Source organism: Thermomonospora catenispora (genome assembly GCF_006363815.1).
GTDB classification, from domain to species: domain Bacteria; phylum Actinomycetota; class Actinomycetes; order Streptosporangiales; family Streptosporangiaceae; genus Thermomonospora; species Thermomonospora catenispora.
The window spans coordinates 170,230-193,474 of the sequence record NZ_RRYT01000003.1 but is presented as its reverse complement, the minus strand read 5'-3'; the positions used below and the strand labels follow the sequence as shown (position 1 = coordinate 193,474).

General features: G+C 72.5%; 22 protein-coding genes and 1 riboswitch. Of the genes, 8 read left to right on the top strand and 14 right to left on the bottom strand.

Going from position 1 to position 23,245, the window contains the following annotated elements; genetic code table 11:
* Nucleotides 1–260: 260 nt before the first annotated feature.
* A complete protein-coding gene (locus tag EIO00_RS04320) occupies nt 261–1,100 on the top strand; it encodes a helix-turn-helix transcriptional regulator (RefSeq protein ID WP_140175585.1) in 840 nt (279 codons plus the stop codon).
* Nucleotides 1,101–1,261: 161 nt separating this feature from the next.
* On the opposite strand, the gene EIO00_RS25510 is transcribed toward EIO00_RS04320, so the two are convergent.
* Nucleotides 1,262–1,558: a GNAT family N-acetyltransferase gene (locus EIO00_RS25510; protein WP_277752847.1), complete on the bottom strand. Its 297-nt coding sequence runs from the start codon at nt 1,556–1,558 to the stop codon at nt 1,262–1,264.
* Nucleotides 1,528–1,716, top strand: a riboswitch (cobalamin riboswitch). It overlaps the preceding gene by 31 nt.
* 134 nt (nt 1,717–1,850) lie before the next feature.
* Here EIO00_RS25510 and EIO00_RS04310 point away from each other — a divergent pair.
* From EIO00_RS04310 to EIO00_RS04300, 3 genes are all read left to right on the top strand, one after another.
* Nucleotides 1,851–3,044: an ABC transporter substrate-binding protein gene (locus EIO00_RS04310; protein WP_175596124.1), complete on the top strand. Its 1,194-nt coding sequence runs from the start codon at nt 1,851–1,853 to the stop codon at nt 3,042–3,044.
* Between the two features lie 158 nt (nt 3,045–3,202).
* Nucleotides 3,203–4,225, top strand: coding sequence for an iron ABC transporter permease (locus EIO00_RS04305; protein ID WP_140175582.1), 1,023 nt, complete (start codon nt 3,203–3,205; stop codon nt 4,223–4,225).
* A complete protein-coding gene (locus tag EIO00_RS04300; RefSeq protein ID WP_175596122.1) occupies nt 4,222–5,229 on the top strand; it encodes an ABC transporter ATP-binding protein in 1,008 nt (335 codons plus the stop codon). Before EIO00_RS04305 ends, EIO00_RS04300 begins: the two co-directional genes overlap by 4 nt.
* A gap of 128 nt (nt 5,230–5,357) precedes the next feature.
* Here the strand turns inward: EIO00_RS04300 and EIO00_RS04295 are convergent, their stop codons facing one another.
* The 7 genes from EIO00_RS04295 to pdhA form a co-directional block, all read right to left on the bottom strand.
* Nucleotides 5,358–5,885, bottom strand: coding sequence for a DinB family protein (locus EIO00_RS04295; protein ID WP_140175581.1), 528 nt, complete (start codon nt 5,883–5,885; stop codon nt 5,358–5,360).
* Between the two features lie 185 nt (nt 5,886–6,070).
* The gene (locus EIO00_RS04290) at nt 6,071–6,562 is read right to left on the bottom strand and encodes a hypothetical protein (RefSeq protein WP_140175580.1); all 492 of its coding nucleotides are present in this window, start codon (nt 6,560–6,562) and stop codon (nt 6,071–6,073) included.
* Nucleotides 6,563–6,636: 74 nt separating this feature from the next.
* Nucleotides 6,637–6,849, bottom strand: coding sequence for a YbdD/YjiX family protein (locus EIO00_RS04285; RefSeq protein WP_241661103.1), 213 nt, complete (start codon nt 6,847–6,849; stop codon nt 6,637–6,639).
* Nucleotides 6,846–8,996, bottom strand: a complete 2,151-nt coding sequence (locus tag EIO00_RS04280; RefSeq protein ID WP_140175579.1) for a carbon starvation CstA family protein — start codon at nt 8,994–8,996, stop codon at nt 6,846–6,848. The genes EIO00_RS04285 and EIO00_RS04280 overlap by 4 nt, the downstream gene beginning before the upstream one ends.
* 349 nt (nt 8,997–9,345) lie before the next feature.
* Entirely contained in the window at nt 9,346–10,749 is a 1,404-nt protein-coding gene (locus EIO00_RS04275) for a dihydrolipoamide acetyltransferase family protein (RefSeq protein ID WP_175596121.1), read from the bottom strand.
* Nucleotides 10,749–11,729, bottom strand: a complete 981-nt coding sequence (locus EIO00_RS04270) for an alpha-ketoacid dehydrogenase subunit beta (RefSeq protein WP_140175577.1) — start codon at nt 11,727–11,729, stop codon at nt 10,749–10,751. Before EIO00_RS04270 ends, EIO00_RS04275 begins: the two co-directional genes overlap by 1 nt.
* A complete protein-coding gene (gene pdhA, locus EIO00_RS04265) occupies nt 11,726–12,883 on the bottom strand; it encodes a pyruvate dehydrogenase (acetyl-transferring) E1 component subunit alpha (RefSeq protein WP_140175576.1) in 1,158 nt (385 codons plus the stop codon). The genes EIO00_RS04270 and pdhA overlap by 4 nt, the downstream gene beginning before the upstream one ends.
* 259 nt (nt 12,884–13,142) lie before the next feature.
* On the opposite strand from pdhA, the gene EIO00_RS04260 reads away from it, so the two are divergent.
* The gene (locus EIO00_RS04260) at nt 13,143–14,591 is read left to right on the top strand and encodes an aldehyde dehydrogenase family protein (RefSeq protein ID WP_140175575.1); all 1,449 of its coding nucleotides are present in this window, start codon (nt 13,143–13,145) and stop codon (nt 14,589–14,591) included.
* A gap of 168 nt (nt 14,592–14,759) precedes the next feature.
* Here EIO00_RS04260 and EIO00_RS04255 read toward each other — a convergent pair whose 3' ends face one another.
* From EIO00_RS04255 to EIO00_RS04230, 6 genes are all read right to left on the bottom strand, one after another.
* A complete protein-coding gene (locus tag EIO00_RS04255) occupies nt 14,760–15,956 on the bottom strand; it encodes a lipase family protein (RefSeq protein WP_140175574.1) in 1,197 nt (398 codons plus the stop codon).
* Nucleotides 15,957–16,179: 223 nt separating this feature from the next.
* Nucleotides 16,180–16,797: a TetR/AcrR family transcriptional regulator gene (locus tag EIO00_RS04250; RefSeq protein WP_161602644.1), complete on the bottom strand. Its 618-nt coding sequence runs from the start codon at nt 16,795–16,797 to the stop codon at nt 16,180–16,182.
* The gene (locus tag EIO00_RS24085; RefSeq protein ID WP_161602643.1) at nt 16,784–17,746 is read right to left on the bottom strand and encodes a hypothetical protein; all 963 of its coding nucleotides are present in this window, start codon (nt 17,744–17,746) and stop codon (nt 16,784–16,786) included. Before EIO00_RS24085 ends, EIO00_RS04250 begins: the two co-directional genes overlap by 14 nt.
* Before the next feature lie 377 nt (nt 17,747–18,123).
* Entirely contained in the window at nt 18,124–18,663 is a 540-nt protein-coding gene (locus EIO00_RS04240; RefSeq protein WP_140175572.1) for a carboxymuconolactone decarboxylase family protein, read from the bottom strand.
* Nucleotides 18,660–19,523, bottom strand: coding sequence for an SDR family NAD(P)-dependent oxidoreductase (locus EIO00_RS04235; RefSeq protein WP_140175571.1), 864 nt, complete (start codon nt 19,521–19,523; stop codon nt 18,660–18,662). Before EIO00_RS04235 ends, EIO00_RS04240 begins: the two co-directional genes overlap by 4 nt.
* A 24-nt stretch (nt 19,524–19,547) precedes the next feature.
* Entirely contained in the window at nt 19,548–21,167 is a 1,620-nt protein-coding gene (locus EIO00_RS04230) for a hypothetical protein (protein WP_140175570.1), read from the bottom strand.
* A 158-nt stretch (nt 21,168–21,325) separates the two neighbouring features.
* Here EIO00_RS04230 and purS point away from each other — a divergent pair, with 158 nt between their 5' ends.
* The 3 genes from purS (at nt 21,326) to purQ (ending at nt 22,958) form a co-directional block, all read left to right on the top strand.
* The gene (gene purS / locus EIO00_RS04225; RefSeq protein ID WP_140175569.1) at nt 21,326–21,574 is read left to right on the top strand and encodes a phosphoribosylformylglycinamidine synthase subunit PurS; all 249 of its coding nucleotides are present in this window, start codon (nt 21,326–21,328) and stop codon (nt 21,572–21,574) included.
* 166 nt (nt 21,575–21,740) lie between these two features.
* Complete coding sequence (locus EIO00_RS04220; protein WP_140175568.1) at nt 21,741–22,181, top strand: ATP-binding protein; 441 nt, start codon at nt 21,741–21,743, stop codon at nt 22,179–22,181.
* Between the two features lie 84 nt (nt 22,182–22,265).
* Nucleotides 22,266–22,958 (top strand): phosphoribosylformylglycinamidine synthase subunit PurQ, encoded by a 693-nt coding sequence (gene purQ / locus EIO00_RS04215; RefSeq protein WP_140175567.1) that lies wholly within the window; start codon nt 22,266–22,268, stop codon nt 22,956–22,958.
* Nucleotides 22,959–23,245 lie beyond the last annotated feature (287 nt).

Sequence of the window (23,245 nt, the reverse complement as noted above, 5' to 3'; positions counted from 1 at the left end):
CACCCGATATGCGGGACGACGTCGGCCACGGCCTTGGAGACGGTGTAGCGCTGCCCATGAGGGCCGTGCCGAGCGCCAGGGCGGCGTAGGCGGAGCGCTGCCGACTGCCGAGCGTCACCTCGTCCTCTCCTCCGCCGTCGAACGTCGCCGGATCGTCACCGGCCGACGGATGACTCCCGGCGGGCGGCCCGGCGGCCCGCCGATGATCCGCGTCTCGATGCTGCTGGTTCTCGGCGGCGCCGGTCTTGTACGTTCTTTGCATGGCGGGAGGCGGAAGGGACCCGCGGATCGTCGCCTGGCGCCCCAGAGTCCACGGGATCAGAGAGGTCTTCCACGCCCGGTTCGCCGCGCACGCCTATCCCGCCCACACCCATGAGGCGTGGACGCTGCTGATCGTCGATTCCGGCGCCGTGGAGTTCGCGCTGGCCCACGGCCGGCACGTCGCCGACCGGGCCGGCACGGTGATCCTGCCGCCGGCGGTCTCCCACGACGGGCGCGCGGCCACCTCCGCGGGTTTCGGCAAGCGCGTGCTGTACCTCGATCCCGAGCTGGTCCCCGAGCGCCTGATCGGTGCGGCGGTGGACGGTCCCGTCCTGCGCGACGGGCGTCTGCGCCGGTGGGTGCACGAGCTGCACGAGGCGCTGCGCCGGCCCGGCGACGAGTTCGAGGCCGAGTCCCGGCTGGCCGTCGTCGGCCACCGGCTGCGGTCCCATCTGGCGACGGGCGCTCCCCCGCCGGAGGAGCGAGGGGCCGCCCGGCTCGCCCATGACCTGCGCGACCTGCTCGACGCCCGGGTCCAGGGCGGGGTGTCGCTCCGGGAGGCGGCCCAGGTCCTGCACGCCCACCCCGCCCACCTGGTCAGGTGTTTCACGCAGACGTTCGGCCTTCCGCCGCACCGCTATCTGACCGGCCGTCGCATCGACCGGGCCCGGCGGCTGCTGATCGAGGGACGGCATCCCGCCGAGGTCGCGACCGAGGTCGGCTTCTACGACCAGGCGCACATGACCCGGCATTTCCGGCGCCATTTCGGCGTGCCGCCGGCCCGGTACGCGGCGACCGCGCGGCGCCTCCGGCAGTCCGGCAGTGCTGAGAAGAGCTGAGGGGGACCGAGGCCGGGAGCGGATCGCCCGCCCTCTCCCGCCTCGCAGGGGGTCCGCTTCCCTCCCCGCCCGACGGCGGGTTCTGCAGACGGGGTTTCCGCGGAGGGCGTCGCCGCATGCGACGAGGCGGGGTCGACTCGCCCCACGCGTCTCCCCGCCGCTCAGGTGGTGTAGCGGAGCAGAGGACCGAGCCTGCCCTGGACGGTGGCGAAGCGGCGCAGGCCGAGACCGGTCGCGACGGCGATCGAGGCCCGGTTGGTCTCGTCGATCTCGGCGATGACGCGGGGGCACCCCAAGGTCTCCAGGGCATGGGTGAGAACGGCCCGGGCGGCCGGGCCGCGCCGCCGCTCCGCTCGGCAGCCCTGCGGCGGAGAGGGCCGCGGGTCATGGGTTCTCCCCGGCCCGCCGCCAGGGGATGTGCAGGGTGGAACGTCACGTGTGCGAAGATTGCCGTGCAAAGGCGGCAGCGGACGAGGAAGCCGGTGCGAATCCGGCGCGGTCCCGCCACTGTGATCGGCGAGCGAATCCCCAGCGACGCCACTGCCCGGGGCTCCGGGTGGGAAGGCGGGGAGGAGCGTCGACCCGAGAGCCAGGAGACTCGCGCGGCCGCCTCCTTAGCACGATGGGGCGGATCTCCCCACGGCAAGGAACGGCGCCGTGCCGTGTCCCGCGCGGGTGGATCCGTCCCTCCGCCCGCCGTGGGCGCCGTCGAGGAACGGCGGTCACGGCCCGTTCTCGGGAGAGACATCGGTGTCGAAGAGCAAGGCACGGCTCCTGGCCGGACTGCTGCTGGTGCTGCCGCTGGCCGGATGCGGCGGCGACGAGACGCGGCAGGCGGCGGCGAGCAGCGAATGCGTCCGCGAGTACGACGCGAGCAAGGACTACTTCCCGGTCAAGCAGACGATCCGGCACGCCACCAACTTCACCCTCCGCTACGCCAAGAACTACCAGGTCGTCACGGTCAAGCAGCCCTCACCGGGGGCGGCGCCGCACAAGTACGTGCTGGTGCGCTGCGGGACGCCGGCGCCCGCGCTGGAGGGCGAGCTCAAGGGCGCGACCGTGGTGCAGACCCCGGTGCGCACGCTGTTCTCCGGCTCGACGACGCACCTGCCGTTCATCACCGAGCTGGGCGTGCTGGACCGGCTGAAGGGCGTCGCCGTCACCGGGCTGATCACCTCGCCGCAGGTCCGCGCGCAGGTGCAGGCGGGAAAGATCGTCGAGTACGCCGACATCACCGGCGAGCAGATCGACACCGAGAAGGTGATCGGCGCCCGCCCGGACGTGCTGATGACCGACGGCCGGGACAACCCCGCCTACGGGCCGCTGCAGCGGGCCGGGATCGCCATCGTCGCCAACGCCGAGTGGCAGGAGACCAGCCCGCTGGGCCGGGCCGAGTGGATCAAGTTCGTGGCCGCGCTGACCGGCACCGAGGCCAAGGCCACCGAGGCGTTCGACACGATCGACATCGCCTATCGGAAGCTGCTCGGCAAGGCGAAGACCGCCGAGCCGGTGACGGTGCTGCCGGGCCAGATGTTCCAGGGGCAGTGGGCGATCCCCAACGGGGAGAGCTTCATGGCCCGGCTGATCGCGGACGCGGGCGGCACCTACGCCTGGGCCGACACCAAGGGCACCGGCAGCACGAACTACGACCTGGAGACGGTGCTGGCCAAGGCCCGGGACGCCGAGGTCTGGCTGCCGCAGATCAACGACTGGAAGACCCTGGAGGACGTGCGCAAGGCCGACCCGCGGTACGCGGAGTTCGCCGCGTTCAAGTCCGGCAAGGTCTGGCCCGCCAACAAGGCGATCAGTCCCAGCGGGGGCAACGACCTGTATGAGCGCGGTGTCGTCCGCCCCGACCTGATCCTGGCCGACCTGATCGCCATCCTGCACCCGGAGCTGATGCCGGGGCACACGTTCACCTTCTACCAGCAGCTCACCAGGTGACCGACTCCCGCGATCCCGCCGTCCCGTCCGCCGCCGCGCCCCCCGGGTCCGCCGACCGGCCCGGCGTCGCGCGGCGGACGGACGGTGCGCGGCGGCCGGACGGTGCGGACTCCCCCGTCGTGCGGCCGGGCAGGAGTCCGGCCGCACGACGGGGGGTCGTGCTGGGGCTGCTGGGCGCGGCCGTGGCGGTCGGGTTCGTGCTGGCGGTGGCGCTGGGGTCGACGGTGATCCCCCTCGACCGGGCGATCCCGGCGCTGCTGCGGGCCGACGGGGCCGACCCCGGGGCCGAGGTGATCATCTGGACGGTGCGGCTGCCGCGGGCGGTGACCGCCGTGCTGGCCGGGGCGGCGCTGGCGGTGGCGGGGGTGCAGATGCAGACGCTGTTCCGCAACCCGCTGGCCGAGCCCTACATCCTGGGGGTCAGCTCCGGGGCGAGCCTGGGGGTGGCGTTGGCGGTGACCGGCTGGGCTGGTCCGGCCGGGACGCTCACCTCGCAGATCGCCGGGCCGGGGCGGGCCGGGCTGGTGGTGGCGGCGTCGGCGGGCGCGGCTGCGGTGCTCATGCTGGTGCTGGCGCTGTCGCGACGGGTCCGCTCGGTCGCGACGATCCTGATCATCGGGGTGATGGTGGGGTCTGCCACCTCCTCGCTGATCACGCTGCTGCTGGCCTACTCCGACGGGCAGCGCGCCCAGCAGTACCTCACCTGGAGCCTGGGCAGCTACGCCGGCACGACCTGGGAGGATCTGGCGGTGTTCGCCTCGGTCTGCGGGGCGGCGCTGCTGGCGGCGCTGAGCGGGGTCAAGCCGTTGAACGCCCTGCTGCTGGGGGAGAACTACGCCCGCACCATGGGCGTGCACGTGCGCCGCACCCGCACGATGACGCTGCTGACGGCGTCGGTGCTGGCCGGCGCGGTCACCGCCTACTGCGGCCCGGTCGCCTTCCTGGGGCTGGCCGTCCCGCACATGGCCAAGCTGCTGCTGGGCACCGCCGACCATCGGATCCTGATGCCCGCCGCGGTGCTGCTGGGCGCCGCCGTCTCCCTGGCCTGCTGCATCGCCACCCAGGCCCCCGGGAGCGGCATGCTGTTGCCGCTGAACGCGGTGACGACCGTGCTGGGCGCCCCCGTGGTCATCGCCGTGCTGCTGCGCAGCCGCGCCGCCCGGGCCGGGTGGACGGGATGAGCGGCATGCTGACCCTGCAAGGGCTGGCGGTCGGCTACCCGGGGCGGCGCGGGCGCCGGGCGCGGCGCGTGCTGGAGGGGGTGAACGCCCAGGCGCGGGCCGGGGACCTGACGGTGCTGATCGGGCCGAACGGGGCGGGCAAGTCGACGCTGCTGCGGACGCTGTCGGGGCTGCAGCCGCCGCTGGCGGGAGAGGTGCTGCTGGACGGGACGTCGCTGCTGGCGATCGGCCCGGCGGAGCTGGCCCGGCGGGTGGCCGTGGTGCTGACCGAGCGGGACGTTCCGGCGTTGCTGACCGGGCGGGAGCTGGTGGCGCTGGGGCGGCACCCGCACACCGGCTTCACCGGGCGGCTCACCGCCGCCGACCACGCCGTCGTCGACTGGGCGCTGGCCGCCGTGGACGCGGTCCATCTGGCGGACCGTCCGGTCACCGAGCTGTCGGACGGGGAGCGGCAGCGGATCCTCACCGCCCGCGCCCTCGCCCAGGAGCCGTCGGTGATCCTGCTGGACGAGCCCACCGCGTTCCTGGACGCCCCCTCCCGGGTCGCGTTGATGGGGCTGCTGCGGCGGCTGGCGCGGGAACGCTCCCTGGTGGTGGTGATCTCCACCCACGATCTGGAGCTGGCGCTGCGCATCGCCGACCGGGTCTGGCTGCTCACCCGCGACGGGGAGCTGCACCGCGGCACCCCCGAGGAGCTGACCTTGAACGGGGCGATCTCCGCCTCCTTCGACAGCGCGGAGCTGACCTTCGAGGCGGCCTCGGGCGTGTTCGTCCTGCACGGCGCCGACTGCGGCACCGCCCGCATCACCGCCGAGGGGGTCCACCGGCCGCTGCTGGAACGCGCCCTGTCCCGCGCCGGGTGGCGTCCGTCCGCCGACGGCCCCGCCGACCTCACCGTGACCTGGACCGGCGAGGTCTATCAGGTCACCCGCGACGGCGTCTCCCACCGGTTCGACACGCTGGCCGGCCTCACCGACTGGGCCCGGCGGGAGGCCTCCCGCTGACGTCCGCGCCCCGGCCCGGGTCGACGGCGGGCCGGGAGGCTCGGCGCACCGCGCGCGGGGGTCGCCGCGCGGGGGTCGCCGCGCCGCCGCCCGCCCCGCGACCGGTTCCGCGGGGCGGGCGGCGGCGCTCACTGGCCGGTGCGGCCGTCGATGCGTTCCCGCAGCAGGTCGGCGTGGCCGTTGTGGCGGGCGTACTCCTGGATCATGGAGTGGTAGACCCACCGGAGGTTCATGTGGGTCTTGCGGCGCGGGTCGAAGTAGACCTCCTCCAGGGAACGTTCGGCGACGGTCTGCCGGACGATCCCGAGCTCCCGCAGGTAGGCGGCGTAGTCGGCTTCGGCGTCGGCGTCGTCCACGTCGAACTCGGCGTCGAGGTCGTCGTCGCTGCAGTACAGGTAGCCCACCCGCTCCCCGGCGAACCTGGTGCGGAACCAGTCGCGCTCCACCTCGGCCATGTGGCGGACGAGCCCCAGCAGGGACAGGTTCGACGGTTCGACGGGCCGCAGTTTGAGCTGTTCGGCGGTGAGCCCTTCGCACTTCCACAGCAGCGTCTGCCGGTGATGCTCCAGCCAGGCGTCCAGCAGCGTCCGCTCGCTCCCCGTCGACGCGTCGAGGAAGCCGAGCGTGCGCGTGATCTTCGGGGCGGTCCACACCATGCTTCATGGTGTGCGGGCGCGACCCGGACGCGAAAGCGTTTTTCGGGGCGGGGGGAGGCGCCCCGGCCTCGTGCAGGTGGTCGGCTCGCTCGATCGGCGATCTCGACGACGGCGGCCCGCCCCGTCCGAGGGCGAACGGCGGTGACGCAGCGACCGGCGACGACGGAACCCCCCTCAGGGGGACGTCACTCGGCGATCTCGACGGTGGCCGGTCCGTCCGGGGTCCGGCGGATGTCGAAGTACCACTGGCGGCCCGGCGGGGCGGGCGGGTGGACGCCCCGGACGATCTCGACCACCGCGTCGGCGAACTCCACCACCGGCGCCGTCTCGATCGGCTCGTCGCCGCGCCAGATGACCGGGAGGTCGTCGAGCACGATCCATCGGGCGGCCTCCTGCGGCGTCACCGTACCGCGCTCGGCCAGCCGCCGCCGCGCCCGCGCCACCAGCTCGACGAACTCCTCCTCGTGCCCGCCGGCCCACTCCTCCAGCGGCACGTACAGGTCGCCGAGGGCGGCGTGCTCGCGCAGCCGCGGCAGCAGCTCGGTCGTCCAGTCCGGCCGCTCCTTCGGCGGCAGGTCCTCCACGACGCCGATCATCTCGGCCCACAGCAGCGCCTGGCACACGTCGTGCACCCAGAACTCGAATCCGCGGAAGCCGCCGGCGACGGTCTTGCTCACCGCACCAGCCTCTCAGGCCGGCCGGCGGCGGGACCGGGCCGGACCCGGCGGGGAGGGTCCGGCCCGGGGCCCGCTCAGCAGCAGGTGCTGCGGGGATCGGTGTCCCGCGCGTCGATGTGGCGGCGCCAGAACTCGCGTTCGGACATCACCGGCTCGCCGGGATGGTGGCGGCGGCGATGCTCGAGGTAGATCTCGTAGGCGCGTTCGCCGGAGAACTCGCGGAACAGGCGCCAGGCGTTGCGGAAGCGGGTCCGCAACGTCTCGGTCAGGACCGAGGCACGGGTCACGATGGGGCTCCCGCCGCCTCGTGCTCCTTCGTCTCGCGTTCCTTCATGATGCGGCGCTCCTCGGCGGTGGCGATGAGGCCGGACGGCGCCCACAGCTTGGACTCCACGTACGGGTCCTCGTGGGTGGGCAGGGTGCCGCCCGAGCGCAGCGCCTTGATCCAGACCCGGGCGGCGTCCACCAGGATCACCACGACCAGGATGGCGAAGAGGGCGGCCAGGACGCCGTCGACGGTGGTGTTGAAGACCACCTGCTCCATCTGCTCGGGGGTCTTGGCGGTGCCGAGCGAGGTCTTGCCCGCCTCCAGGGCGTTCTGGAACTGCTCGCGCTGGGCGAAGAAGCCGACCGCCGGGTCGCTGGAGAACACCTTCTGCCAGGAGGCGGTCAGGGTGACCACCGCGTCCCAGGCCAGCGGGACGAGGGTGACCCACGCCCACTTCGCCCGGCCGGACTTGATCAGCAGGGTGGTGCAGACCGCCAGGGCGATCGCCGCGAGCAGCTGGTTGGCGATGCCGAACAGCGGGAACAGCTGGTTGATCCCGCCGAGCGGGTCGCGCACGCCGGCCCACAGGAAGTAGCCCCAGGCCCCGACGATGATCGCGCTGGAGACGTAGATGCCGGGCTTCCAGCTCACGTCGCCGGCCTTCTTCCACACGTTCCCGACCGTGTCCTGCAGCATGAACCGCCCGACCCGGGTGCCGGCGTCCACCGTGGTCAGGATGAACAGCGCCTCGAACATGATCGCGAAGTGGTACCAGAAGGCCTGGAAGGCGTCCCCGCCGAAGATGTCGGACAGGATGTAGCTGATCCCCACGGCCAGGGTGGGCGCGCCGCCGCTGCGGCCGACCAGGGTCTCCTCCTCGACGGCCCGGGCCGCCTCGGCGAGCTGGTCGGGGGTGATGGTGAAGCCGATCTGGGCGACCGCCGCCGACGCCGACTCCAGGGTGTCGCCGAGCACGGTGCCCGGCATGTTCATCGCGAAGTACAGGCCCGGGTCGATGATGCAGGCCGCCACCAGGGCCATGACCGCCACGAACGACTCGGTCAGCATGCCGCCGTAGCCGATCACCCGGACCTGGGACTCCTTCATGATCATCTTGGGCGTGGTACCGGAGGACACCAGGGCGTGGAAGCCCGACAGCGCGCCGCAGGCGATGATGATGAACACGAAGGGGAACAGCGAACCGGCGAACACCGGGCCCTGGCCGTTGAAGGCGAAGTCGGTGAACGCCTCGGTCTGCAGCGTCGGCCAGGCCAGCAGGATCGACACCGCCAGCAGCACGACCACGCCGACCTTCATGAAGGCGCTCAGGTAGTCGCGCGGCGCCAGCAGCATCCACACCGGCAGCACCGAGGCCACGAACCCGTAGATCACCAGCGAGACGACCAGCGCCTCACCGGACAGGGTGAAGGTGTCGGCCAGGCCGGACTCGGCCACCCAGCCGCCGCCGACGATCGCCAGCAGCAGCAGCGCGACGCCGATCACGGAGGTCTCCACCACCCGTCCGGGCCGCAGGTAGCGCAGGTAGAAGCCCATGAACAGGGCGATCGGGATGGTCATCGCGATGGAGAAGGTCCCCCACGGGGAGCCCTTGAGCGCGTTGACCACCACCAGCGCCAGCACCGCCAGCAGGATGATCATGATGGCCAGCACCGCGATCAGCGCGGCCGCGCCGCCGACCGGGCCGATCTCCTCCCGGGCCATCTGGCCCAGGCTGCGCCCGCTGCGGCGCATGGAGAAGAACAGCACCACCATGTCCTGGACGGCGCCGGCGAAGATCACCCCGACGATGATCCAGATGGTGCCGGGCAGATAGCCCATCTGCGCCGCCAGCACCGGCCCGACCAGCGGGCCCGCTCCGGCGATGGCGGCGAAGTGGTGGCCGAACAGCACGCGGCGGTCGGTGGGGTGGTAGTCGACGCCGTTGTCGAGCCGTTCGGCGGGGGTGGCGCGGGTGTCGTCCACCTTGAGCACCCGGTAGGCGATGAACCGGGCGTAGAAGCGATAGGCGATGGCGTAGGAGGCGACGGCCGCGAACACCAGCCAGGCCGCGGAGACCTCCTCTCCGCGGATCAGTGCGATGATCGCCCAGGCGATCGCGCCGAGCACGCTGACCGCTCCCCAGATGAGGAGTTGTCGAGGGGTCATCCGGCGACGCGGGGGAGCGGTCGCCGGGGTGGTCGACGTTGACACGGTGTCCTCCCGGGAGAGTGACCTTCCGGTCACTTGGAGTGGATAACGGATTCTTTCTCTGATACCACCCCAAAGCACGCATGGCTACTGCGAAAGTCGACAAACTCAGTTTTCGCTAGATCCCGACCGCTCCGGCGCACGCTTCACCGGCCCGCGCCAGGGCCGGCCCGCCGGGGCGGACCGGCTCGTTCCCCGCCCCGGTGCGACGGCGGGCGGGCGACGACGCGCCCCGAAAACGTCGGGTCCGCCCGCCGGACGGCGGACGGACCCGACACCAGAACGGTGAGAGGATCGAACCGAGAGCTCAGCTCCAGGCCAGCAGCCGGAGCGGATTCTCCAGCATGGCGCCGACGTCGCGGAGGACCGCCGAGCCCAGCTCGCCGTCCACGATGCGGTGGTCGAACGACAGGGCCAGCGTGGTCACCTTGCGGATCGCCAGCTCGCCCTCATGGACCCACGGCATGTCCCTGATCTGACCGACCGCCAGGATCGCCGACTCGCCCGGGGTGAGGATCGGCGTGCCGCCGTCCACCCCGAACACCCCGATGTTGGTGATGGTGATCGTGCCGTTCGCCATGTCCGCGGGCTGGGTGCGCCCGGCCCGGGCGGTCTCCACCAGCTCGCCCAGCGCCGCCGCCAGCTCGGGCAGGGTGAGCCGGTCGGCGTTCTTGACGTTGGGCACCAGCAGCCCGCGCGGGGTGGCGACGGCGATGCCGAGATTGACGTAGTGCTTGACCACGATCTCGTCGCCGGCCCCGTTCCCGTCGACCCAGGAGGAGTTGATCATCGGGTGCCGGCGCACCGCCGTCAGCAGCGCCTTGGCCACCAGCAGCAGCGGGGAGACCTTGACCTCGGCGAACTCCGGCAGCTCCCGCAGCCGCTGCACCGTCTCCATCATCTCGGTGACGTCCACCTGCAGGAACTCGGTCACCTGCGGCGCGGTGAACGCCGACCGCACCATCGCCGCGGCCGTGCTCTTGCGCACCCCCTTGACCGGGATCCGCTCCTCCCGCGTCCCGGCGGCCTCGCCGGGAGCGGACGCGGCCTCCCGCGGCGGCGCAGCCGGGGCCGCCGGAGCGGCGGCGGACGGGGCCGGCCGCGACGGCGCGGCCGCACCGGCCCGCTCCCGGGCGGCGCGGTGCACATCGTCCCGGGTGATGGTGCCGTGCGGTCCGGTGCCCTCGACCGTGGCCAGGTCCACCCCCAGGTCGCGGGCCAGCTTGCGGACCGGGGGCTTGGCCAGCGCCCGCGCCGCCGTCCCGGAGGGCCTGCTCGGCGGGGCCGCGGGACGGCGCTTGCGGGGACGACGGCGGGTCGAGCCCGGCTTGACCCCGTAACCCACCAGGACCGGCTGACGCTCGGGCTCGCCCGAGCCGGCCTCCTCGGGAGAGGAGGCCGCCGCCTCCTGCGGCGCCTCGGCCCGGGCGGCCTGCGGGGCCTCCTCGGCGGCCGGGGACGCCCCGCCCGAGGTGTCCACGGTGATGATCGGCGTCCCGACGTCGACCGTCTGGCCCTCCTCGACCAGCAGGCCGGTCACCACCCCCTCGTACGGGCAGGGCAGCTCCACCACGGCCTTGGCGGTCTCGATCTCCACGATGATCTGGTTGATCTCGACCCGGTCGCCGGGCTGCACGTGCCAGCGGACGATCTCCGCCTCGGTCAGCCCCTCCCCCACGTCGGGGAGCTTGAACTCCATGACCCCGGCCATCACCACTCCATCACCCGGTCGACGGCGTCCAGCACCCGGTCCAGGTCGGGCAGGTAGTGCTCCTCCAGCCGGTTCGCCGGGTACGGCGTGGAGAACCCGCCGACCCGCAGCACCGGGGCCTCCAGGTGGTAGAAGCACTTCTCACTGATGCGGGCCGCCAGCTCTGCCCCGTATCCGGAGAACACCGGGGCCTCGTGCACCACCACGCACCGCCCCGTGCGGCGCACCGACTCCAGCACGGTGTCGATGTCCAGCGGGTTGAGCGACCGCAGGTCGATGACCTCCAGCGAACGGTCCTCCTCCAGCGCGGCCGACGCCGCCTCCAGGCAGGTCTTCACCATCGGCCCGTAGGCCAGCACGGTCACGTCCGAGCCGGGGTTGACCACCCGCGCCCGATCCAGCGGCAGCCACTCGCCCGACCGGTCCACCGGGGCCTTGTCCCAGTAACGCCGCTTGGGCTCGAAGAAGATGACCGGGTCGTCGCAGCGCACCGACTGCTGGATCATCGCGTACGCGTCGGCCGGGTTGGAGCACGCCACCACGCGCAGCCCGGCGGTGTGGGTGAAGTACACCTCCGGCGACTCGCTGTGGTGCTCGACCGCCCCGATGCCGCCGCCGCAGGGGATGCGGATGACGACCGGCAGCTTGATCGCGCCCTGGGAGCGCAGCCGCATCTTGGCGAGCTGGGTGATGATCTGGTCGGCGGCCGGGAACACGAACCCGTCGAACTGGATCTCCACGATCGGCCGGTAGCCGCGCAGCGCCAGCCCGATCGCCGTGCCCACGATGCCGGACTCGGCCAGCGGGGTGTCGATGACCCGGTCCTCGCCGAAGTCCTTCTGCAGCCCGTCGGTCACCCGGAAGACGCCGCCGAGCTTGCCGACGTCCTCGCCCATCACCAGGACCTTGGGGTCGTCCTCCAAGGCTCGGCGCAGTCCCTCGTTGAGCGCCTTGCCCAGCGTCAGAACGTCGGTGCTCACGACCCGCTCCCTTCGGTCTCGAACGACTCCAGGTAGGCCGCGAACTGCGCCTGCTCCTCGCTGATCAGCGCGTGCGGCTCGGCGTAGATGTCCTGGAAGATCGCCATCGGTTCGGGATCGGGCAGCTCCAGGCAGCGGCGGCGCAGATCGGCCGCGTACTGCTTGGCCTCGGCGTCGATCTCGTCGAAGAACTCGGTGTCGGCCAGGTCGTTGCGGACCAGGTAGGCCTTGACCCGCTCGATGGGGTCCTTGAGCTTCCAGGCCTCCAGCTCCGCTTCCAGCCGGTAGCGGGTCGGGTCGTCGGTGGTGGTGTGGGCGCCCATCCGGTAGGTGAACGCCTCGATCAGCATCGGCCCCTGGCCGCTGCGGGCGGCCTCCAGCGCCTTGCGGGTCACCGCCAGGCAGGCGAACACGTCGTTGCCGTCCACCCGCAGCCCCGGGAAGCCGAAGCCCTGCGCCCGCCGGTAGAGCGGGATGCGGCTCTGCTTCTCCAGCGGCTCGGAGATGGCCCACTGGTTGTTCTGGCAGAAGAACACGATCGGGGCGTTGAACACCGAGGCGAACACGAACGACTCGTTCACATCGCCCTGGGAGGTCGCGCCGTCGCCGAAGTAGGCGATCGTGGCGGCGGCCTTGTCGGTCCCCAGCACCCCGTCCCGCTGGACGCCCATGGCGTAACCGGTGGCGTGCAGGGTCTGGCTGCCGATGACCACGGTGTAGAGGTGGAAGTTGTGCTCGGCGGGGTCCCATCCGCAGTTGGACAGCCCGCGGAACATCGCCAGCACCTTCAGCGGGTCCAGGCCCCGCGTCCAGGCCACCCCGTGCTCCCGGTAGGTGGGGAACACCATGTCGCGCTCGCCCAGGGCCCGCCCGGAACCGATCTGGGCGGCCTCCTGGCCCAGCAGCGAGGCCCACAGGCCCAGCTCGCCCTGCCGGGTCAGCGCGACGGCCTCCATGTCGAACCGGCGCACCATCACCAGGTCCCGGTAGAGGCCGCGGACCTCGTCGGGGGTCAGGTCGAGGGGATAGTCGGGGTGCTCCACCCGCTCGCCCTCGGGCGTGAGCAGCTGGATGAGTTCCGGCGAGGCCTCGGGGGTGCCGGAGGCGTCGTCGGCGCCGGTTGACGGCGCGCCACGCGCGGAGTCGATGGTCACGTCTCACTCCTCGTCCAGGGCCGGCGCACGGGGTCACCGCGTCCGGCCGACGTCAGAGCCCGCTCCCCGGGGGTTGGGGGATGGGGTCTCACAGCCCATCGTGTCAGATCTCACACCGTGGAGCGCAAGACCCCCTTCGCCTGGATCAGTACCCGCCCTGCGGGCATAACCATGCGGCCCCGGGGCAGAGGCTCCCGCGTCCGTCGAGGCGCTCGACGCACACCCACAGGCACACCGACTCACGAGGGAGGGGCGGACGATGGACCCCGACGAGCCCCGTTTCGGCATCCCCGGCATGCTGATCAACGGAGAGTGGATCCCCGCCGGTGAGCACGGCCGGGCGGAGGTGCGCGCCCCCTACGACGGCTCCCTGGTCGCGCGGGTCCCCGTGGCCGGCCCGCGCGACGTGGACCGCGCGGTGCGGGCCGCCGCCGAGGCGCTGCGCCGCGACGACTTCCCCCGGGCGGACCGGGTGCGGGTGCTGGAGCAGACCGCCGCCGCGCTGCACGAGCGCCGGGACCACTTCGCCCGGGCGATCGCGCTGGAGGCCGCCAAACCGCTGAAGACGGCGCGGGTGGAGGCGTCCCGCGCGGTGGAGACGTTCGCGTTCGCGGCGGCGGAGGCCCGCAGGTTCGCCGGCGAGATGATCGCGCTGGAGGCCACCCCGCCGGGGGCCGGCAAGACCGGTTTCACGCTGCGGGTGCCGGTGGGGGTGGTGGCGGCGATCTCGCCGTTCAACTTCCCGCTCAACCTGGTGGCGCACAAGGTCGCCCCGGCGATCGCGGCGGGCTGCCCGGTGGTGCTCAAGCCCGCCTCGCAGACCCCGGTGTCGGCGATCCTGCTGGCGGAGCTGCTGAACGGGCTGGGCGTGCCGTCCGGATGGATCAACGTGGTCACCGGCGGCGGGGGCACCGTGGGCGATGCGCTGGTCGCGCACGAGGACGTCGCCTACATCACGTTCACCGGGTCGGCCGAGGTCGGCTGGGGGCTGGCGGCCAGGGCGGCGCGCAAGAAGGTCCGGCTGGAGCTGGGCTCCGCCTCGCCGCTCATCGTGGACTCCCCGTCGGACTGGCGGACCGCCGCGTCGAAGACGGCGGTGGCGGGGTTCGCGCACGCGGGCCAGTCGTGCATCTCGACGCAGCGGATCTACCTGCACCATGACATCGCCGACGACTTCCTCGAGGAGCTGCTGCCGCGGGTGGAGGACCTGCGGCTGGGCGATCCGATGGACGAGCACACCGACGTGTCGTGCCTGATCACCCGGGACGACACCGCCCGGATGCGGGAATGGGTGGACGAGGCGGTCGCGGCGGGGGCCAAGCTCCTCACCGGCGGGGAGGCCGCCCGCAACGGGATCTTCCGGCCGACCGTGCTGGAGGGGGCGCCGCCGCACACGCGGGTGCAGTGCGAGGAGGTGTTCGGCCCGATCGTGACCGTCACCCGGTACGCGGACTTCGACGAGGCCCTGCGCCTGGCCGACGACTCCCGGTACGGGCTGCAGGCGGGGGTGTTCACCGCCGACCTGGGCAAGGCGCTCAAGGCCGCCAAGACCCTGCACTTCGGAGGCGTGCTCATCAACGAGGTGCCGACCGCCCGGGCCGACCAGCAGCCCTACGGCGGGGTGCGCGACTCGGGCAACACCCGGGAGGGGCCGGCGTACGCGATCCAGGAGATGACCGAGGCCCTGCTGGTCACCCTCCAGGCCTGAGGCGGCGGACCGGCGGCGGGGTCCGCCGACGGCCGGGCGCCCGCCGCGACGCCGGCGGCGGGGCGGACACGCGCCGGCGGGGCGGGCCGCGGTGCGCGGCCCGCCCCGCCGGGGGTGGTCGGTCACCCGCTCACGACGGCCGTCGCGGGTGAGCGCTCCTCGAGGCGGTCAGCAGTTGCCGGAGACCGGCTTGCCGGCGAACCGGTCCGCCAGGAAGGAGGTGGCCTGCGGCAGGTAGGTCACCATGCCCGTCACGTGGGTGCCGATGGGGTCGGGCCGCCAGGTGACGTTGGCGCCCAGCCGGCACCAGTCCTGACGCAGGGTGGCCGCCTGGCCGTAGGGGATGATGTTGTCGATCCGGCCCTGGTACTGCAGCACCGGGACGCTGGGGCGGATCGAGCCGAGCTTGTGCTCGTTCAGCCGGTTCCGCCAGGCCTCGGTGTTGAGCGGGTTGGTCGTCACATAGTCGTCGATGTCGTCGAACGCGGTGTCGATCAGGGTGACGACGCCGTCGATGCTGGTCAGGCACACGTCCTGGGCCCGCTGCAGCAGCTGGCGGCCCCGGTCGTTGAGGTAGCCCTCCAGGTTCAGCTCCGGGTAGGCGGCGTCGAACCCGACGGCGGCCATGAACGCGAACGCCACCGCCATGTTGCCGTCCAGGTGGTCGGCGACGGCGATCAGGTCGGCGGGAACGCCTCCGGTCGCCGCGCCCTTGAGGTTGAGCTCGGGGGCGTAGGAGTCGGCCAGCTGCGCGGCCCAGCCGACGGAGGTGCCGCCCTGGGAGTAGCCCATCAGGCCCACCGGGGTCTGCGCGTTCAGGCCGGCGGCCTCCAGCTTCAGCGCGGCGCGGGCCATGTCGAGCACGGCGTGGCCCTGGGCGCGGCCGACCTCATAGGTGTGCATGCCGGGGGTGCCCAGGCCCTGCATGTCGGTGATCGCGACGGCCCAGCCCTGGTTCAGGGCGTTGGCGATGAACAGGCCCTCGTAGTCGGTGCCCTGGGACAGGGTGTAGGAGGGGGCGCAGGAGTCGCCGAGCCCGCGGGTGCCGACCCCGTAGGAGACCAGGGGGCGGCTGCCCTGTCCGGTCCACTTCTTGGTGGGCACCAGCACGGTGCCGGTCACCGCGATCGGCTCCCCGGTGGCCGAGGTGGACTGGTACATCACCTGCCAGGACTTGACGCCCGGGTAGGGGAGCTTGGTGATCGGCGCGAGGGTGAAGACCGACTGCCGGGAGCGGATGATGTCGCCCGGCTGTCCGTTCAGCGATGAGGGGGGCGTGTAGAAGGGGTCCTTGCCGGGGGCGGTGGCGGCCGCCGCCTGCGTGGGCGCGGCGGTGATGGACGCCGCCGCCAGCACCGCGCCCATGCAGGTGACCAGGAACGCGCGCGCTCTTCTCCGGATGCGTGATCGGGAACCGCCGGTGTGTCGACCGCTCGCCATGAAGTACGCCTTTCGTTTCCTCGAGGTGCCGGCCGTTGAGCCACCAGCGACCGTAAAAAACTGTTTACGCGCGTACTACAGGCGAGTGTGAGCGTTTTCACATTCGACTTATTGGACCAAGTGACAAAACCCGGAGGGCGGGGCGGGGTCAGCCCTCCGGGGTCTGCGGCCCGGTGTAGCGGAGGATCCGGGCGATCAGTTCCTTGGCCACCGCGACCTCCGCGGCGCGGTCCCGGTCCGGCTCGGCGTATCCGCGGGTGTGGAAGCCGTCGGTGATGATCACGACCCAGCGGGCGGCCTCCTCCGGCGCGAGCCCCGGATCGGCCAGCCCTTCATCCCGCATCCGCTCGACGAGGGCGGCGATCCCCTCGAACAGCCGCCGGTCGCTCTCGGCGACCAGCCGGGCCAGCTCGGGGTCCCGATGCGCCTGCGCCAGGACCTCCACGATCAGCCCCGGCATCAGCGGATGCGCGGCCTCGGCGGCGATCCGGTCCACCACCCGCATCAGCGCCGCCCACGGGTCCGGGTCGGCCAGCGCGGCCTTGAGCGCGGCGTCCCACTCCTCCCGGTCCAGCTCGAACATCGCGTAGAAGATCGCCTGCTTGGACGGGAAGTAGTGGAACAGGTTGCCGGAGCTCATCCCGGCGGCCCGGCAGATCTCCGCGGTGGTCGTCTTGGCCAGTCCCTTGGTCGCGAACAGCGTCGTGGCGGCCTCGATGATCTGCCGCCGTCGCTGCCGGTGCTTTTCGGGGTCAACGGTGCGCATCGGGTCGGTCGTCGTCTCCTGTAGAGCGGGTTGCCCCACCATCCTGGCCGGTCACCGCCGGTGCCGGCGTCATATGGCGCCCCGGCTCGCCGATCGCGTCCCGATCCGCGTCCCGATCCGCGGGCCCGGCGTCCCGCTTCGCCCGGGCCTCCCGCTTGGTCCGTCTCCTGACCTCCTCGACCGCCACCCCGACGGCGATGAGGATCGGGACCCAGTACTTGGCGGTCCGCAGGATCGCCTGCGCCCAGCCCGGCAGCGACACGTCCGGCGGCTCCGGCAGGTCGACGTCCGGCCAGGGGATCGACGGCAGATCCACCTTCGGCAGCGGGAGGGCGGGCAGACCGACGTCGGGGATCAACCGGAAGATCCACTCGACGATCCGGTCGAGCAGCACCCCGAAGAACACCGCGATGCCCAGCAGTCCGGCGGCGGACTTGGCCGTGGCCGCCGCCACGTGCCGTGACGCCCACAGCCGGGGGTGCCGGTGCTCGAACGCCCACAACCGGCCCGCGAGCGTCCCCGGCGGCGGCTCGAACCGGTGCCGTTCGGCCGTCGCGGCCCCCACCAGCTCGGCCAGTCCCTCCGGCAGGTCCTCCGGGCCCTCCGGCGCAGAGCCCGGGGGCCCGCCGTCCCGGTCCTTGCCGTCCCCGTCGTCGTCCCGGCCGCCGGCGGTCCTGGGCACCAGGAGGAACGCCTGAAGGAGCCGGCCCGGCACGGCGACGGCCAGCACCGTCGGCGGCCCGATCTCTTCCGTGTCCTCCTCCGCGCTCTCCTCGGCCGGCCGCGGCAACGGCAGCGTCACCCGGCCGAGGCCCGTCTTCTCGGCGATCCGTCGGCCGTCGCGGTAGAGGGTCACCGCGGTGCGCACCCCCGCCCGCCGGGCGGCCAGCTCGAGCACTCCCCCGTTCCAGATGAGCCGGTGACGGTCCGACCCGTTCCCCGTGTCCATGACCTCATTATTAGACCGAGTACTCGGTTTATACAACGGCCGATCCGAGGGCGGGGGCATCTGCGCAGGAACAGAGGGGATCCGCCGTACGGAGGAAGACCGGCCACCGGATGCGCACGGGCCGGTCATGGACCGCGCGGCCGCACACCCACCGCACACCGGCCGCGCATCGACCACGCGGCCGGCCGCGCACCGGCCGCGCACCGGCGGCGCACAGATCGCGCACACGTCGCGCACAGGTCGCGCACAGGTCGCGCACAGGTCGCGTGCGGGTCCGCGCACAGATCGCGCCGGGCGGGTCCCGAGCACGCCCGGAGTCCGCCCGGCGCACCCTCAGGGCACGGGTCAGGGCGCGGCGGGGAGCGCGCCCCGGCCGGTCAGCGGCGGACGTCGGGCTGGATCCGCAGCGCGGCGATGACGGTGGCCAGCATCTCGTAGTGGGCCGCCAGCATGCAGAACTCAATGCATTCGGGCTCGGTGAGATGCCGCCGCAGCTCCGCCCAGACCTCCTCGCCGAGGTCCCGGTCGCGGTGCAGCGCGTCGACGGCGGCCAGCAGGGCGCGCTGGCGGGGCGTCCACCCCTCGGCGTCCGGGCCGCGCCGGACCCGCTCGATGTCGGCGGGCCGCAGCCCGACCCGGCGGGCCAGCCGCACATGGTGCTCCCACTCGTAGCGGGAGTCCCGCAGATGCGCGACCCGCAGGATGACCAGCTCGCCGTCCCGGCGCGGCAGCCGGCCGCCCGGCATCAGCCGGCCGGCGAACCACAGCCACCCGTGGAACAGGCCGCGCCGCCGCCCGAGCGTCAGGAACAGGTTCGGCGGATGCGCGGTCCGCATCACCCATCCGGCGGCGTGCGCGAACAGCCAGGTGAACACCCCCACCTCGCGCAGCCGGCCGGGCCGGACCCGGGGTTTCATCGCGCGTCGCCGGGCTGCTCGGTGGTCAACGTCACCCGCTCCCCTCGTGCGACCTCCAGAGCCTCCCGCAACCGCCGCTGCACCAGCCGGTCCATCACCGGCTGGATCGCCGCCCGCAGCGGCAGCGCCGCCCCCACCCACCAGGGGGCGACGATCCGCGGCGAACGCCAGGCGATCCCACGTTCCAACGCGTCGATCCCGACCTTCAGCGGGGTGACCCCGGTGATCGCCGGGCCCCCGCCCAGCAGCACGGACGCCGCCTGCGTGCCGAACCCGCGCCGCGTCATGTCGGTGTCCAGCTCGGCGAAGTAGGCCACGCCGACGCGCGCCCCGTACGGCCGCAGCTCGGCCCGCAGCGTGTTGCCCATCGCCTCGACGGCCGCCTTGGAGGCGCTGTAGGCGCCCAGCAGCGGCACCTGCACCGCCGCCGCCAGCGAGGCCACCGCCAGCGCGTACCCGCGCCGATGCGCCACATGGGGCCCGGCCGCGCGCAGCGTGTGATAAGCGCCCAGGACGTTCACCCGAAGCGTGCGCTCCATCACCGCCGGATCTCCCCCGATCATGGGGAGCTGCGCCGCGACCCCGGCGTTGGCGACCACCACGTCCAGTCCGCCGAGCGCGTCCACCGCGCCGGCCACCGTCGCCTCCACCCGGTCGCGCTCGGTCACGTCGCACTCCCACCAGGGGGCGTCCCCGCAGCGGGCCGCCGTCTCGGCGAGCCGCTCGGGCTCCAGTCCCGCCAACGCGACCCGCGCACCGCGCTCGTGCAGCCGCTCGGCCAGGGCGGCGCCGATCCCCCGCGCGGCCCCGGTGATCAGCACCCGTCGTCCCGCCAGTGAAGGCATGCGCCGCTTCGCCATGGCCCGAAAAGCTAACACGCCGCTCTAGCTGCGCGACAGCGCCCGCGTCGCCCCTTCCGTGACGGTCAATCCCAGGATCAGCCCCGCGATGGAGATGAAGTTGGCGATCCACTGGTAGACGCCCTGCGGGCTGAAGTACTGCTCCTGCCCCAGCGACCCGATCGGCAGCAGCAGGTCCAGCGTGTAGAAGAACGCGTTGAACGAGGGGTTCTGCTCGGCCTCCAGCTGCGGCGGCTGATGCAGGCCGAACACGACCGTCCCGAACGCCAGCAGCCCCGCCAGCCAGCTCGCCGCCCGGAACGGGCGGTACCCGTACCCGACCAGGATGTCCTGCGCCCAGCCCACCACCTTGCGCGGCAGGCTCTGGGTCTTGCGCCGGTCCCGGGCCTTGGCCAGCAGCACGGTGCGGCTCTCGGCGTCCAGGCCCAGCGCGCGATAGGTCTGCGCCAGCCGCTCATAGGGCTGGGGCTGATAGCCGTCGGTGTCGCGGCGGATCCACCCCAGCCGCGCCTTGGCGTCCAGCGGCGGATCCAGCGTCTCATACGACAGGCCGTCGAGCTGGTAGCGGACCGCCCAGGTCGCCGGGTCGTCGCGCAGCACGTTGATCTTGGCGAACGACAGGTCACAGATGCCGTTGATCCGCTCGGCGGGCCGCAGCAGGACCTCCTCGGCCTGCAGCCGCTGCAGGCTCAACGCCACCCCGCGCTCGTTGGTCAGTCGTGCGCCGCGCAGGCTGAGCTGGCCGGAGACGCGCGCCCCGGCGAAGCTCACCTCCCCCATGGCGGTGAACCCGTCCGAGCAGTACACGTCGGTCTCCACCGACAGGTCGTCGGCGTTCAGCGCGGTCCGCTCCGGATGCGACAGCTGCGCGCCGACCAGCGACAGGTAGCCGCCGACCTTCGCCCCGCGCAGCCGCACCTCCCCGTTCGCGGAGAACCCGCCGTCACAGAACACGTTGGCCGCCACGTTCAGCCGGCTGGCGTACAGCGCGGCGCCGGAGGGGTTGTGCAGCGTGGCCTGCCGGAAGATCAGCTGCCCGCCCACCGTCGCCCCGGGCAGCCGCACCTCCCCGTGCGCGGTGAAGCCCTTGTCGCAGTAGACGTTGGCGTCCACGGTGAGCCGGTCGCCCAGCAGCGCATCGCCCTGCGGGTTGATCAGCTGCACCCCGGACATGTTGAGGATGCCGCTGATGTGGGCGCCGTCCAGCCACAGCCCGCCGGCGATGCTGCTGCCCTCCAGCCACAGGTGCCCGTCGATGCGGGCGCCGGACGCCACCAGGCCGGGCAGCTGACAGCCCATCAGGTGGACGCTGTTCATGGCGGCCCAGTACAGGTGCGGGGCCTCGTCGAAGTAGCAGCCGTTCAACGACAGCGGCACCGTCACCTCGGCGTGCCCCAGGTTCAACGCCCCGATGATGCGCGCCCCGGACAGCTGGACCGCGGCGACCTGACCGGGGGCGGCCTCGACCTGGCCGAGCAGCAGGGCCAGCAGCACCTCGGCGCGGATCATCCGCTCCGGCCCCCACCGGTCCCCGTAGGCGGGGCTGTCCAGCATCGGATCGCCGGTACCGAGATCGACGGACTTGCCCGCCGCGAACGCCTCCCACAGGGCGCGCTCAGGCGGAGTGAGCTCCTCGACGTTCATCGGCGACTCCAAAGACGGGGGGTCACGGCCGAATGTATAGCGCTCCACACCGACAACAGCAGTCACAAGGCCGGCAGGGCGTGCACGGCCTGAGGTGAGCCGTACCGTACGCTTGGGCCGCGGTACGGACAGCACGTCATCATCTGAGGGGGGCGGCCGTGGCACGCGTCGCAGTCGACGTCATGCTCAAGCCGGAGATCCTGGATCCGCAAGGACAGGCCATCGCCCGCAAACTGCCGCAGATGGGGTTCACCGGCGTCACGGGCGTGCGCCAGGGCAAGCGTTTCGAGCTGGAGCTCGACGGCCCGGCCGACGAGGCCGCTCTGGAGCAGGTCCGCAAGATCGCCGAAACCCTGCTGGCGAACCCGGTCATCGAGAACTTCCACGTGCAGGTCGTGGACGAATGAACAACGGATCACGCCCGTGACGGTGAATTGACAAAGAGTAACCGGTTTCCCCCACGCCGGCGCCGACAGTTCACCGAAAGTCCCGTGGGCACGGCGGTTACACGTCACAAGGCGGGGGAAGTTCTCCCAGGTCGAAGATCTCACAGCAAAGAGGTGGCCGGTGAACATGAAGTTCTCGCTCGCGCTCCCGCGCGAGTCGCTGAGCGTCCGGGTGCTTCGCCGGGTGCTCGGCGACGCGCTGCGCGGACTGGGCGTGTCCGAGGACTGCATCGGGGACATCCTGGTCGCCACCTCCGAGGCCTGCACCAATGTGATCCAGCACTCGCAGACTCCGCTGGACTATGAGGTCTGGGCCCGGGTCGAGAACGGGATGTGCGTGCTCGCCGTCTCCGACCACGGCCGCGGCCTGACCCACACGCCCGCCGAGTGCGACGAGTCCGCCGAATCCGGCCGAGGCATCAAGATCATGCACGCGCTGGTGGACGACGTGACGTTCGACACCAGCCCCGGACGGGGCACCACCGTCCTCCTCAGCAAGCGTCTGACCTGGAAGGACGAGTCTCCGATGCGTCGCCTCGCGGGAGACCTCGCACACAGCGCCAGGTAGATTGGGCCCTGCGAGGGCACGACACGCCGGTGGCCGCCGGTGCCCGCACCGCACCCGTTACTCGGCTCCGGAGGATCCGCAACCATGAACGCTGCCCGGGTGGGGGTCATCACCTTCCCTGGCTCCCTCGACGATCGCGATGCCGCCCGCGCCGTCCGGCTGGCGGGCGCCGAGCCCGTGTCGCTGTGGCACGCCGACCACGACCTGCAGGGAGTGGACGCGGTGATCCTGCCGGGCGGGTTCTCCTACGGCGATTACCTGCGCGCCGGGGCGCTGTCCCGGTTCGCGCCGATCATGGACGAACTGATCCCGGCCGCCCGCGCCGGGCTTCCGGTGCTGGGCATCTGCAACGGCTTCCAGGTGCTGTGCGAGGCGCACCTGCTGCCGGGCGCGCTGCTGCCCAACGCCGGCCTGCACTTCGTGTGCCGCGACCAGCGGCTGCGCATCGACAACGCCGACACCGTCTGGACCGGCGAATACTCCGAAGGGCAAGAGATCGTCGTCCCGGTCAAGAACCGCGACGGCCGCTACACGGCCGACCCCGACACGCTGGAGGAGCTGGAGTCCACCGGCCGCGTCGTCGCCCGCTACCTGGACCTGAACCCCAACGGCTCGCTCAACGACATCGCCGGCATCTGCAACGAGGCCGGCAACGTGGTCGGCCTCATGCCGCACCCCGAGCACGCCGTGGAGTCCCTGACCGGTCCGTCCACCGACGGACTCGGCTTTTTCACCTCGATCGTCAAGGCCGGTCTGGGCCAGGTGGGCGTCGGCTGAGCGCGCCCGCCCCTCCCATTCCACGGCCCGAGGCGAACGGAGAGAACCCATGACCGAGCGCACCCCCGACAACGGCGGAGTGTCGGGCGATCCGTCCGACGGCCCCACCGCGGAGTGGTTCGCGGAACTGGCCGCAGACGACCCCGAACACGACCCGTTCGCCCGCCCGGCGGACTCCGCACCCGCCGAGCCTCCGGCCGCGGACACCCCTGGGGAGCCCTCCGACACCGACGAGCACCCGCCGGCGGCCCCTCCGGTCATCACCGGCTCCGACATCCCCGCCCCGC